Source organism: Hahella sp. NS-SX17 (assembly GCF_057367735.1).
Genome location: NZ_CM170632.1, coordinates 224,474 through 237,423 on the forward strand (window position 1 = coordinate 224,474; position 12,950 = coordinate 237,423).

Sequence of the window (12,950 nt, forward strand, 5' to 3'; positions counted from 1 at the left end):
TTTTATGAGCATGGCCAGACAATTAACGTCAGCTTTTTTTACACTTGTTATTATCACATTATAAGCAAGTTTTCGTGACGTTCGCCCATGAGATTTTGCTCACAAAATCAGCAACAAAACACAGAAGCGTTGCTTTTTCCCTCTACTTAAATCCGACTTCTTGATTCTTTTGCACAGAAAAACAAATCAGGGCATTTCCAACGCAACGGGAAATCTACGCAGGTTCTCATCCAACGACTTGATCCGCTCAGGGCTGTCGCCCCGGAAATAACAGTAGAGTCTAGGCGTTTTGTCTGCGTTATCTCCGTCCAATTGGTAGGGATTGCGCGAAGTTCCCCGGGGGGCGGATAAGTAGTCGCTGATAGCGAAAAGATAATGTTGATTCAGCAGATGTCCCCAGGCATCGATATCCGTGCGTAAATACAGAGGCCCGTCGATATTGATAACAGGAGAGCCGGACTCCCGCAGAGGAGAAATGACGCCTAAACGGGCGACCAGATCATACTGGTTAGCGAAGTTTTCGATGTAAGGCAGGGCCATTACGCCGCCGCCAATTTCTACAGGCAAGTTTACTTTGGCGATGTAAGTCATGGTATTGGCGCAATTAGCGAAGGTGTACACCTCCAATTTCCGGAGCAACTTAATTGCATAAGCGTTAAAGCCTCCCTCATCCATCAGGCCAAACTGATCCGGCGTAAGGTGCGCCAAAGCCAGACGATCAATGAATTCCAGATTCGCCCAGTCATTACATTCCGGGTTGTCTTTCAACTTCTGTAGCGCCTTCAGGGCGCGGCTGATCGCTCGCAGGACATTGGCGGCGATAATCGTTCCCTGGGAATGACAGATCAGCACGACGCGTTCCAACGCAGGATTTTTCAAGGCTTCCAGTATGGCTATGGTCGCCTTTACATCCGGTTCAGTCATCGTTTGCGGCATTTCCAGATCAGGGTCAATCTTGAAGCTTTTACCCACTGCGCATTGAAACAGATCCAAAAGAAAAGAGCTGGTCTGGTTATGAATCACTGTTACCGGTCGCTGGAACATACGGCTGATCAGTTGCGAATTAAGCTCTGCAATAGCCTTGTTGGTCAGAATCCCGTTGAGAAAAAACCAGCGCTCATTGCTGAAAGAGGTGACGGAGTCGAATGGGTCCGTCTGCTGAAAATAGCTACTGGGACGCCAGAATAGATTATTGACGAAGGGCGGAAGAAAAGTGCGCGCCCACTTATTGGGTAAATGCGAATAGGCCGGAACATTGGCGTCCGCCAGAAATTCAAGCGTACGCTTCAAACGCCAAAGGTCGAGAATAGTGTACTCCGACAACTCGCGGTGGGGCGGCGGCCAGCTTGATATCGGACCAAAAATGGACTGCAGGTAGAACGGCGGAAACATTTTCAGCGCCCCAGCAACCACCTTCGCCAAGTCGCTCCAGGCGTTTTCTTCCGGGAAGGGAATAAAGTTAGGCTCCGTATAGCCGGACTCCTGTTCGGCTTTGCTGATTACAGGACTGATTGTTGTCGCGGCCATCACACACTCCCTGCGTCTGGTAGAACTGTCTTAAGCGTAGCCCCGCTTTGCGGCGGCGCCAAACCGACGCCCGCCGCTCAGCCCACTCTCCAGGCCAAGCGTTCCCTGACCTGGATGAGGCTTTTCTTGTTACAGGCGATTGATCTCTTCCTGAATTTTCTCCAGTCGCTTCTCATTGGACGGATGTGAACTCAGGAAGCTGGATTCACCGCCTACTTTTTTCTGCAAGGTCTCGATAGAGCGCTTCATGGCGTAGGGGTCTTTACCCAACCGTTTTAGTGATTTCACGGCATAGGCGTCCGCCTCCAGTTCATCCGCCTGAGAAAACCGCGCATTGACGGCGGCGTAAGCGATTTGCCCCAACTGCGACTGGGTCAGTTCACCCACTGTGCCGCCAGCTGAAACCACCGCCTGAAATGCGGCGTCCGTCAGCATTTTTTCGCGCATCTGCTTGTAACTGTGTTTGAGTTTGACGTGGCCAATCTCATGCTGCATAACCGCCAGCACCTGATCGTCGGGCATGACGTCCATCAGACCGGAGTATACCCGCACAGTGCCATCCGCCATGGCGAAAGCGTTGATCTGATCGGACAGATAAACCTTGTAGTTCAGCGTTAGCCCGTCTGTGTTTTTCAGATTGCGGGTAATGGCTTCCAAGCGCTTGGCGTATTTGCTGCTGGACGGGGCCACTTTGTTTTCTTTATCCATCTTATCCGCCGCCTGCTGGGACACGGATTTCACCTGGTCTTCCGACAGGGTGGTGGCCTGCAGCACACCTGCTCCCAGCGTCAATGCGGAGTCAGTGTAGGCGCCGCTATTAGCGCAACCGGACACCAAGCCCAGGCTTAAAATAGGGGCGGCGACTAAAGGCAATAGATGTTTTCGCAACATTCTCAGGCTTCCTCAGCTATAGTTGAACGAACCCGCCCATAAGCAGGTCCGGATTAAATCATTCAGTCTGATTATCAATTCGGGCGCTAGCGCGACCATTAGAAATTATGCGGACGCCGCTGGCAACCATCCTATTAGCGCCGTCCGCCAGGTTACAGCTGTTACTTTGCTTATTCCGCAACCGTCAACGCCACTCCCAAACCGGCGGCGAACTCCTGCAAAGCAGTCAGATCATCCTGCGGCAACTCAGCGCTGAGCGTGACATGCTCAGCATATTCCGCAGCCACATTGCGGGCGCCATGTTGATCCAGCCATAAACGCAATACCTGCTCGTGGCGGAAGTCACAGCCTAGGCTGATGCTGGCCAGGGTTTCCCGAAGCTGAACCGGCAGTTCCACCATCGCCTGCTGGGCCGCGCCGGAATAGGCTCTCACCAAACCGCCCGCCCCCAGCTTAACGCCGCCGAAATAGCGGATGACGATCACCATGACATCGCCGACGCCCTTATGTTGCAATACATTAAGGATTGGTTTTCCCGCTGTGCCGCCGGGTTCGCCATCGTCGGACATGGCCGCGCTCTGGGCGGATTTCGGATTACCCAACAGATAGGCCCAGCAATGATGTCCGGCGTCGGGATAATCCTGCTTCGCCCGAGCCAGCATCGCCATCGCAGTTTCCCGACTGTCGGCATATCCAGCGCGGGCGATGAAACGGCTTTTTTTCACTTCAGAGACAGTTTCCACTGCCGCCACCGGGGCCAGATATGACATCAATCCTCTCTCGTACTTTCCAGGTCAGCGCAAATTTCAGGTCAGCGACAAGCCGCCATCGACCACCAGAGTATGGCCGACCACATAACTTGCGCTCTCAGAGGCCAACCAGACTATCGCTTCCGCCACTTCTTCCGGGTCAGCGCAGCGGCCAATGGGCGCCTGCAACGCGGCTTGCTTTGGTTGCGAATTATGGCCGTCTTGCTGGCGTGAGGTCCAGCGCGGGGTGTGAGTGACCCCAGGCGCCACCGAATTGATGCGCACGCCACGCGCGATGTAGGACAGCGCCAGAGAACGAGTCAGGCTCTCCAGCCCCTGCCCGGCGGCGGCGTTGAAGGGGTCCGGCTGCAAGCGAAAGCGATTGGAGGAGCTGACATTGACGATGGCGCCGCCGCGCGACATGAGCTCAAGCTCATACTTGAGACATAGCGCTGGCGCCCAGAGTTCGTTTTCCAACGGCCCTCGAAGCTGCTCTTCCGACATGTCGGTAATGGCGGTCGCCGAACCAGCTCCCGGGGCGGCGTTGTTCACGGCCATATCCAACGCGCCGTAACGACTCTCGATGTACCCGAACAGGCGGCGTAGCGAACGACGATCCGTCAGGTCGCAGGCGTAAAAATCCACCGCATCCAGATCTGGATGCACGGCCTTCGCCTCTTCCCAATTGGCGTCGTTTCTACCGCAGGTGACCACGCAATCCCCCTGACGCAACAGTTTCTTCACCACGGCCAGTCCGATACCCTTACTACCTCCGGTTACTAACGCAATCCGAGCCTTGTCTTTATCCATGAGATCATTCCTTTGCTAAGTAATAACGAACATCAAGACGCCATTGCGGCGCTGCAGGCTGCGATGAAAGAACTTTGGGATGCTTCCTATGCTGAGCTGCTGCAGCGCGCCGGAAGCCATAGCGAAACGACTATCACATCGGCTGCCGGAAACCGCTATCTGATAATGATTGATATAGCGCGCCCCAATCAACTGGAATGCGCCGTAGAGATCAGCGGATGTCTGGCGAAGATACAAGATGGCGTCGCGGTTAGCAGCCGCATCGGGGCCAGCTTTTACGTCACGCCGGATGATTTCAAGGTCGGCGACTATTTGGTAGCCAAAGCACAGTAGGAAGTCATTTGTTGACGCTTTTCCCACAGAATCTCAACGCAAGAAAAACCAGCTTGGCGTAAAAGCGCCATCACCCCCTCCTCGGAATAGAGCTGAAAACCATGGCGGGAAAACGGCAGCTTGCTCAGCTGCCTGTCTGTACGAAAGCCCAAAGCTAAAGTCCCGCCATTGGTTAACACGCGATAAATTTCGCGGATATTCTCTTCCGGGTCAGGCCAGAAATAAAGCGTGTTGGCGCTGCACACCTTGGTGAAAGCCGCATCCTCAAATGGAATATTTTCAACAGAGGCGTTCACTAAAGTCACGCGCCCCTCTGAGATAAGTTTGCGATTGTTGCGCGTCGCCTGGGATACCATGGTCACTGATGTATCAATGCCCGCCACGCCGCCGTTAGTAGTGATTTGGGCCATCTCGCGAATCAACTTGCCGGCGCCAAAACCAATCTCCAGTACACGATCTGAAGGCCCGAGACCCATAGCCTGTTTCATGAACTGGTTCAGCTCGTAATTGGCGCTGCTCATCGCATTGGCGAATACTTTCCCGAAAAATCCCTTCGGATGTCTTAAATGGCGTGCGACAAAAGCATCGAAACTCATTGCCTCTCCTTGCGAACGGCTGATGTTTGATTCGACTCGGCGCCTGCGAGTCGTCGTGGTTGCCTTGATAGCGGATTGTTTGGCATTCTGACTCACATACGCAGTGCAGTTTTCCTATATTGAAGTACGTTCTATATGAAGCATATCGTGGTAATTACAGGCGCCGGAATCAGCGCCGAAAGCGGCATTCAAACTTATCGCGGCGAAAACGGTCTGTGGCGCGAGACCGACTATAACGAGGTCGCCTCGTTAACAGGCTGGCGCAAAGATCGCGAGAAAGTGCTGACCTACTGGAACGCGCAACGCCGCATCATGGCCGCCGCTCAGCCCAACGCCGCGCATTACGCTCTGAGTCGATTAGAAGAATGCTACTTAGTAACCATCATCACCCAGAACGTGGATGATCTGCACGAGCGCGCCGGATCCAACCAAGTGCTGCATATCCATGGCGAGTTAATGAGAAGTCGCAGTTCAGTGAATCCTAAGCTGGTTTACCAGCACGGCGATCGGGACATTAACATTGGCGACAAATGCGAACGAGGCAGCCAGTTACGGCCAGACGTAGTCTGGTTTGGCGAGCCGGTGCCATTGTTCTCCCAGGCGCAGAAAATCGTTCACAGCGCCGATATCATGCTGGTGGTGGGTACATCTCTGGAGGTGTATCCCGCCGCCTATCTGGTGGAGAAGCGCATGCGCGGCGTCCCCATATATATCGTCGATCCTAACGCTGATCCAGAGGCGCATGACGCAGTGGTGATAAATGAACCCGCCACTCAAGGTGTCGTCACCCTGGTCGAACAACTACTCGAACAGGCCTGAGCCCCCTATTGTCCTTGATATCTTTATGGTTCAGGCCCTCCTAATCTCTCCATTTTGACCTATATCAGAGCCGCATTGGACTTGCCACGTACAATACGCCGCTTTCTTGTCAGGTTGTCTTGTTTTTAACCGAGGCGGCCGGCGCCGAATGGCTATGGAGGGAATATGAGCCAAAAAGCAATGAAGTTGTATGATAAAAACGGGCATGTCTGCCTGTTCCTGACCGGTCTGGTCGAAGGGGAAGCGATTCCCAGCAATCAATTGGTCATCGTGGACCATGGCGAAGCCGCGCTATTTGACCCCGGCGGCGAACTGACCTACACGCCGCTTTCCATCGAACTGTCCAAACACATTTCCATCAAGTCCTCCCTGCGTTATGTCTTCGCCTCGCACCAGGACCCGGATATCATCACTTCGTTGCCGCGCTGGCTGATGCACACCGACTGTCAGGTGGTGACCTCACGTCTGTGGGCGCGCTTCCTGCCGCATTTGGTGTCGGAGTTCGTCTCCGGAAAAATGAATAAATCTCTCAGCCACCGCATGGTGGAGTTACCAGACGACGGAGCGCAGATTCCCTTGGGCAAATCCCAGATTCGCGCCGTACCTGCGCACTTTTTACACTCAGTTGGTAACTTTCACTTCTACGATCCCGTCAGCAAAATCCTGTTCTCCGGCGACGTCGGCGCCGCCATGACTCCAGGCTGGGATCATGAGCCCGTGCAGGATATGGCCAAGCATATCCCGTTGATGGAAGGCTTCCATAAACGCTATATGGCTTCCAACAAAGCCTGTCAGGCATGGGTGAATCAAGTGCGCAAGCTCGATGTGGAAATGATGCTGCCGCAGCACGGCAAGCCGTTTTTCGGCAAAGACAAAATCGGCCAGTTCCTGTCCTGGTTCGAAGACCTGAAGTGCGGGGTCGACCTGATGTAGACGGCCCCGCGCCGATCTGCTATTTGAGCCAGGAAAAAGACCGCGCCAGAAACTCAGAGCCATGGCCGATGACACACTCGCCATGGGCAATGATGATGTTGTCCGGTCGCCACGCCTGCATTTTCTTCAGCGCGGCCCTGGCTTTAGACCTGCCGAATATAAAAGTGAGACGCCAGTCTATCGGCGTCTTGCCATGAGGAGCGATAATCCCCGTCAGCAAAGCGACCCAGCGTCGCCACCCATGGAAGTGGTCCACTCGGAAGTTTTCGATCAAATCCCCGAGAATCAGAGTGCGACTACTGCGATGAAAGAAAACCGCTTCTTTCATGACGAAACTGCCGCGAAACAAAGTCTGATCCACATCCTTTTCCCACCCCGGCTCCGGGTTCTCGCCCAGTAAGCCGTCAAAGGAAATATCCTTACGTTTTTCCTGTAAACCTGGAGTGCCGTAACAGGCGGCGTCGGGGAAGTGCGCCATCCACTGAGGCAAAAACAAATGATGAAGTTTATTCGGCGTCACCAGATATTTGACCGGACCCAGCTCGGCTACTTCCCGCGCCAATGCGTCATCATAACGAGTGGGTGAGTGAACCAGAATATCGCCATTGGACAAGCGCACCACTGTCATGCGGGTGGTATACGCCAATCCAAAGTAGGGAACTGCTTCGCCGTTGTAGATCCAGAGATTTTCCGCTATTGAAATGAGACTCATGCCTTCCTCCTTGTATGAGCGTTCACATACTGACGTCAGCATATCCTATGCCACTCTCCAGCCAAGACGTCAAAATATTCTAAAAGCATAGCCCGCCCAACTACTTCATTTGAAGAACGAGCCATACTTAAAGCTGCTTGGGCCTAGTTACGCCGCTTTACGAAAGCGCCTCGCGCCAGCGAATCCAGCCAGGCCGATGGTCATTAGAACCAGGGTGTAGGGTTCGGGCACGGAATGGCCTTCCACGACTTTCAGGCTGAACCTCTCTTCACCATCTTCGTTAGATTCGACCTCCTCGATTCCCCATGTCCAGGCGAGCCCTGTGTCTAGTTCCGGCAGTACAAAATTACTGAACATGCCTTCGAATCCCGCTCCTGCGAATATCAGCCTAAACTCATCACCCAGTTTCGGTTTGAAGCTCTCCCACAAATCGATCTTAAGCGTACCATCCAAAACAGCATCGCCCTCATGTAGGTAAAGCCTATCGTACCCAAGAAGATCTTCTTCCCCCAGAGTAAGCGCCAAAGTACTCGTACTATCTTGGTCATAGCCTCCAGCGAAGGTGTATATTCCTTCTTCACCAATAGAGACCATTCCATGATTTACATTCATCAAATGACCTTCAATCGCGCCAGATGCTTGATATCTGCCGCCATCCACCACTACAGGCCCTCCCAACATCCACAAGGTTCCATATCTGTCCTGATCCAGCACGCCACCGGAAAGCACAGTAATCGAATCTGCTGACAGTATCGTTCCATGGCCTACTTTAAGGTTCCCTGTTACTGTCACATCTCGAGCCTCTGCACGGGTGTCCAGGCCATTTAAATTCAGGACACCACCTATGGTTAAATCTCCCGTATAAAAGCCGCCGCCATTTTGAACAGTCGCATTGCCATTAATTGAGGAGAGCTGATCGGTACCGTCTATATCAATCCAGCCGCCACTATCCACTACCACTTCCCCATTAAATTTAACGGGCCCGCGACCATCAATAAAACTATATCTTTGCGATCCTTTCGATACCCTCAGGCTCCCTCCTTTCTGTACAGTGATTCCGTTGGAGAGCTTCAGGTGAGATTCATCTGTTACAACCATTGCGCCACCATCCTCAATTAAAGCTGAGTGGACATTCATCGTAGCTTTCTTCAGAGCCAAATTGTTTTTTGCCCCAGACTCACTTCCAACCTGGATATTTGCTTTCACAGTGCTTTCTCTAGCCCAATTCACTCGGCCATTCTTGAATTCCAGATGGCTATCGCCGTTACCGTTGACAGAGATGCCTGAATGTATCGCTAAATCATGCTCATTGAGGTCGATAACAACATGGTCATTCCGCACAGAGACATCACGAATATCTGCGTCTCCCGACAACGATGCGGTATAGGAACTACCTGCATTGGTGTTAAAAGACGCCGTATCCGATGCGCCGGGAGCCGTGCCTCCCGCCCAATTCGCGCCATTATTAAAATCACCGCCGCTTGTATTGCTCCAATCAATGACTGTCGCGTGCGCAACGGACGCGCAGCTTACAAACACTAATGAAGTTAAAATTCCCAGACCTTGAGTCGTCTTCACTGTTACACCCCTTGTGTACTGATTTGTTTTATATAACTCAGATATTTCATCTCTATTCGAGTCATTCTATTTTTATAATCAATAAAACAAATCCATTTCAATCACTCGAAGTGACATTTATTAAAATTATTTTAATTTATATAAATCAAATGGTTAATTATAAACGCAAGCATTAAGTAAACTTGCAAATGGTCACCCTATTACATGATTAATATTCACGTTTCATGTTCCGGGGGACAAGCTATAAATGGCGGCTCAAATAGCGAGATGAATGAACTACTTTGTCGCTATATTTGTTGGAAAAAGAGGGTTATCCAGAAACAGAGAAAGGCCTGTTCTGGTGAATGCGAGGGCGGTACGCTGATGTGAATCAGATTGAAAGCGCAGATTGCATACTATTTATCAGGCAGGCAAATAGCTCCCTTCTATTTGCCTGCAACGACAGGGCCTCAAAGGCCAGGCTCTGTCTTCCACGGCTAACCGCCGCGCAGGCGCATCCATGCGCCTGATTATTAACAGGCCAGTATCATCACCATGTTAATAATGCGTTATTATTCCCCGCCAACAAGACAGCCGTCCATTACAGGGCTTGTCCATACAAAATGAGACTCAAAGGATTCCTGCATGCACTTACCCAAAGGCATCTACCAGCATTACAAAGGACCGCGTTATCAGTTATTGGAGGTGGCGCGGCATTCGGAGACGGAGGAGTGGTTTGTGGTGTATCGCGCGTTGTACGGTGATTATGGCGTGTGGGTGCGGCCGTTGGCGATGTTTGATGAAACCATCGAGAAAGACGGAGTCAAAGTAAAACGTTTCGCCTACGTGGGCCCGGCGGACGCTGACTCAGAGCGCCCGCAGCAGTAACCATAATCCCGCTACGCCAGTCATGATCAGAGCGATGCGGTTAAACCATTGTTGTGGTATCCAGACCAGAAAACGGCGTCCTGCGTAGGCGCCGAGCAACACCAGGGGAACTGTCGCCAGATAGCTCAGCAGGTAATAATCCTTGAGCACGCCCAGATAGGCGTAGACCGGAACCTTAGTCAGGTTGACGATTAGAAAGAATACCGCCGCGGTGCCGATAAAACCGTGCTTATCGATTTTCAGCAATAAAAAATACAGGGTGAGTATGGGACCGGCGGCGTTGCCGATGGTCGTGGCGACACCCGCCATGATCCCCGAGGAATAGCGCACGGCGTTCAGCCTCCGCATCGCCCAGGCGGTGATATAAGGCCGCAGCGGCTCCATCGCCACCAGGAACAGAATCAAGGCGCCGATGACAGGCCCCAGACTCTCGTTGTCCAGAAACTGTAACGCCAGAGCGCCAAGCCCGATGCCGATAAAAATAGACGGCAGCATCTTGCCCAGCTCACTCCAATGCGCCTGCCGCCAGTAAAGGCTGACAGCCACCACGTCTCCCGCCAGCAGATACAACAAGGTGATTCCCAAAGCGTCTTTGGGAGGAAACACCAACGCCATGGCGGCGGAAATCAGACCGCCCAACGCCGGTACGCCCGCTTTGACGAAACCCGTGAATATCGCCACGGCGGCAAGAAAAACCAATATGCTAGGATCGAGAAGCGTCATAGAAAAAGGACGGTCCGGCAGGCGTATAAAAGAATCGAATTATTCGCTGAAGTTTAATGGTTTTCCATAGCACTTTCCGCCATGCTGACAGGAGTACCGACCAGTAAGCAGATGTTATGTATATGCGTTGTATTTTCGATTTCAAAGCACGTTTTTCCGCGATCACCGTCATCGCGTTTTATTCCGCATTGGCGATAGCCGACGGTGAGTTTTCGCAACGTCTGTCCATCGCCGCCCTGGAGCGGACGAACCACCAGGTGGTTTATGACGGCAGTTATCGCACCATTCCCTACCCCAACGGCGACGTGCCTGCGAACACCGGCGTCTGCACTGATGTGGTGATACGCGCCTACCGTCAATTAGGCGTGGATCTGCAAAAAGAAGTGCATGAGGACATGAGCCAGTATTTCTCGCTGTATCCGAAAATCTGGGGACTGAAAAAGCCGGACGCCAACATTGACCACCGTCGCGTTCCCAATTTGCAGACCTACTTTTCCCGTCACGGCCAATCGCTGCCCGTCACCGACAAGGCGGAGGATTATCAGCCCGGCGATCTGGTGACCTGGATGCTGCCGGGCAATCTGCCTCATATCGGCATCGTCGTGGATAAAAAACACTGGCTAAACGGTCGCCCGATGATCGTGCACAACATCGGACGCGGTCCCAAACTAGAGGACATGTTGTTCGACTATCCCATCACCGGGCATTATCGCTACGAAACGCCCTGATCCTCCATAGAGAACGCCAATAGCCACCAGGCGGCGTGGGGCAGCCATTGCTCGCTCCAGCGCCAACTGTGCAGGGGGTCGTCCGTCTCCATCATGGCGACGTCCATTTCATCATGCAGGCTGGAGGTAATGCCGTTACAAACCCCGCCTTTGGAGGCGGGATAGAGTTCGCTGTATTGCGGGTTGTCATGGCCCACGCCTTCCACCATGCAGCAATTGAACGGGTTAAGTCCCAATAGCCAATTCTGCAAATTCTGTTCGAATCCTCGCAGCTCCGCCCGCAGGCGTTCGGGAACCTCGTTCTGCCGTCGATACCAGCGGGTCGCCGCCGCCAGCGAGCCGAGCCGCGCATTCTCCCCCTGCCACCAATAGCCGGATTCATTGCTGTGAGGGAAGAAAAACTGCGCCCGCGGGCGTTGTTTGAGGGGTTTCACCAACTGCCGGGGATAGCCGAAAGGGTTGTCCACATCCCGGCTGATAGAGAGATAAAACTCCAGCCCACGGCGCACAAAGAACTGCAGGGGAATGTCGCTATCCATCACCTCCTGCGCTCTCAGCAGGGCGATGATGGGCAGGCCTTCATCAGAGGCGTGGAAGAAAGGCCGGTCATTGTCTTCCTCCACCCGCCACCAGCCTTCATAGCCATGACCGCAACTCTGTTTATTGACCAGATTGCGGATGCGCGCCGTGGCGTACTGGCTGTATCGCTCCTGTCCGGTTAACTGATACAGCTCCACCGCCGCCAGCAAGGCGCAATAGTCGTCAATGATATTTTCCTTGCCGTTATCTAGATAGGCGAGATTGTTTTCCTGCAGATGCGCAAAGGCGCGCTCAGCGATGCGCCGGTAGGGTTTGTCATATACGCCAAGCGCCACGCTATACTGCGCCGCCGCGGCCAATGCGGCGATGGCCATGCCGCCGCCCTGACGCAGGCTGGCCTCCCAGCGCTCGCTCTTGTAGCCTTTCTGCGTGGCGTAGTTGCAGATATTGCGCTGCTCGGGGTCTTTGCTCCAGCGGTCAAATACAATCTGATAAAAATATCCCTCGTCCTCGTCGAACATCCGGCATAGAAAGTCCGCGCCATATAAAGCCTCTTCCCCCGCCTGAGCCTGAACAGCCTTGGGCAGACGCGGCGCCGCCGACAGCAGGCTCCACACCACCAGCGGCGTCTGTTGCGGCGCCATGTAGTTGGCGTAAGAAAGATGACTCAAATATTTGCTGACATCTCCAGAAGCGTCGTACCAGCCGCCGCTGACATCGACACGTCCGGATTTACGCTGGCCAAAAAACGGCAGGTTGCGGTCATAGTCGTCATAGCGTCCCTGACACCGCACCAGCCGGAAATACTCCGTCATCAGCGGCGTCAGACGCTGTCCGATACTCGGGTCTATGTCAAACCAGTGCGAGCGCACGCGACCGCCGTCCGCCTCACAGCCATCCATTTCAAAACGATAGCGGCCCGCTTCCGTAACCTGACTGAAGTCCAAAACGTAACAGTCGCCGGTATGCCAGCCCGCGGCGCGCATGGGATCTCCCAAAGCGAATCTGGCCACGATCTCGCCGTCCTCACTGATCAGTTGCGTCATCGAACCGGTTAATCGCTCCCGGCTTTGGACGATGCACTGTTTGACGGCGTCACAGGAATAACCAAGATGGTTCACTAGCAGGCTGGTCGACATAAAAG

At 53.3% G+C, this 12,950-nt stretch carries 14 protein-coding genes; 5 read left to right on the plus strand and 9 right to left on the minus strand.

Features of this window, described 5'->3' with window-relative positions:
* Positions 1 to 186 precede the first annotated feature (186 nt).
* The 4 genes from AC2IBB_RS01100 to AC2IBB_RS01115 form a co-directional block, all read right to left on the minus strand.
* Positions 187 to 1,527, minus strand: a complete 1,341-nt coding sequence (locus AC2IBB_RS01100; protein ID WP_486331079.1) for a hypothetical protein — start codon at positions 1,525 to 1,527, stop codon at positions 187 to 189.
* A 129-nt stretch (positions 1,528 to 1,656) separates the two neighbouring features.
* A complete protein-coding gene (locus tag AC2IBB_RS01105; protein ID WP_305902237.1) occupies positions 1,657 to 2,418 on the minus strand; it encodes a M48 family metallopeptidase in 762 nt (253 codons plus the stop codon).
* Positions 2,419 to 2,588: 170 nt separating this feature from the next.
* Entirely contained in the window at positions 2,589 to 3,188 is a 600-nt protein-coding gene (locus AC2IBB_RS01110; RefSeq protein WP_486331080.1) for a YigZ family protein, read from the minus strand.
* Between the two features lie 36 nt (positions 3,189 to 3,224).
* Complete coding sequence (locus tag AC2IBB_RS01115; RefSeq protein ID WP_486331081.1) at positions 3,225 to 3,977, minus strand: SDR family NAD(P)-dependent oxidoreductase; 753 nt, start codon at positions 3,975 to 3,977, stop codon at positions 3,225 to 3,227.
* Positions 3,978 to 3,989: 12 nt separating this feature from the next.
* On the opposite strand from AC2IBB_RS01115, the gene AC2IBB_RS01120 reads away from it, so the two are divergent.
* Positions 3,990 to 4,310: a hypothetical protein gene (locus tag AC2IBB_RS01120; RefSeq protein ID WP_486331082.1), complete on the plus strand. Its 321-nt coding sequence runs from the start codon at positions 3,990 to 3,992 to the stop codon at positions 4,308 to 4,310.
* Here the strand turns inward: AC2IBB_RS01120 and AC2IBB_RS01125 are convergent.
* Positions 4,286 to 4,906, minus strand: a complete 621-nt coding sequence (locus AC2IBB_RS01125; RefSeq protein ID WP_486331083.1) for a class I SAM-dependent methyltransferase — start codon at positions 4,904 to 4,906, stop codon at positions 4,286 to 4,288. The two genes, AC2IBB_RS01120 and AC2IBB_RS01125, sit on opposite strands and share 25 nt — an antisense overlap.
* 135 nt (positions 4,907 to 5,041) lie before the next feature.
* Between AC2IBB_RS01125 and AC2IBB_RS01130 the strand changes: the two genes are divergently transcribed.
* The gene (locus tag AC2IBB_RS01130; protein ID WP_486331084.1) at positions 5,042 to 5,725 is read left to right on the plus strand and encodes an SIR2 family NAD-dependent protein deacylase; all 684 of its coding nucleotides are present in this window, start codon (positions 5,042 to 5,044) and stop codon (positions 5,723 to 5,725) included.
* A gap of 165 nt (positions 5,726 to 5,890) precedes the next feature.
* Positions 5,891 to 6,658, plus strand: coding sequence for an oxygen-binding di-iron domain-containing protein (locus tag AC2IBB_RS01135; RefSeq protein WP_486331085.1), 768 nt, complete (start codon positions 5,891 to 5,893; stop codon positions 6,656 to 6,658).
* Between the two features lie 19 nt (positions 6,659 to 6,677).
* On the opposite strand, the gene AC2IBB_RS01140 is transcribed toward AC2IBB_RS01135, so the two are convergent.
* Both AC2IBB_RS01140 and AC2IBB_RS01145 read right to left on the minus strand, forming a co-directional pair.
* Positions 6,678 to 7,370, minus strand: coding sequence for a DUF4336 domain-containing protein (locus AC2IBB_RS01140; protein WP_486331086.1), 693 nt, complete (start codon positions 7,368 to 7,370; stop codon positions 6,678 to 6,680).
* A 147-nt stretch (positions 7,371 to 7,517) separates the two neighbouring features.
* Entirely contained in the window at positions 7,518 to 8,948 is a 1,431-nt protein-coding gene (locus tag AC2IBB_RS01145) for a PEP-CTERM sorting domain-containing protein (protein WP_486331087.1), read from the minus strand.
* 624 nt (positions 8,949 to 9,572) lie between these two features.
* Between AC2IBB_RS01145 and AC2IBB_RS01150 the strand changes: the two genes are divergently transcribed.
* Positions 9,573 to 9,815, plus strand: coding sequence for a DUF1653 domain-containing protein (locus tag AC2IBB_RS01150; protein WP_127974222.1), 243 nt, complete (start codon positions 9,573 to 9,575; stop codon positions 9,813 to 9,815).
* Here AC2IBB_RS01150 and AC2IBB_RS01155 read toward each other — a convergent pair.
* A complete protein-coding gene (locus tag AC2IBB_RS01155; RefSeq protein ID WP_486331088.1) occupies positions 9,795 to 10,538 on the minus strand; it encodes a sulfite exporter TauE/SafE family protein in 744 nt (247 codons plus the stop codon). The two genes, AC2IBB_RS01150 and AC2IBB_RS01155, sit on opposite strands and share 21 nt — an antisense overlap.
* Positions 10,539 to 10,654: 116 nt before the next feature.
* Between AC2IBB_RS01155 and AC2IBB_RS01160 the strand changes: the two genes are divergently transcribed.
* Positions 10,655 to 11,266 (plus strand): DUF1287 domain-containing protein, encoded by a 612-nt coding sequence (locus AC2IBB_RS01160; protein WP_486331089.1) that lies wholly within the window; start codon positions 10,655 to 10,657, stop codon positions 11,264 to 11,266.
* Here AC2IBB_RS01160 and AC2IBB_RS01165 read toward each other — a convergent pair.
* A complete protein-coding gene (locus AC2IBB_RS01165) occupies positions 11,251 to 12,945 on the minus strand; it encodes a glycoside hydrolase family 9 protein (RefSeq protein ID WP_486331090.1) in 1,695 nt (564 codons plus the stop codon). The genes AC2IBB_RS01160 and AC2IBB_RS01165 overlap by 16 nt on opposite strands.
* Positions 12,946 to 12,950 lie beyond the last annotated feature (5 nt).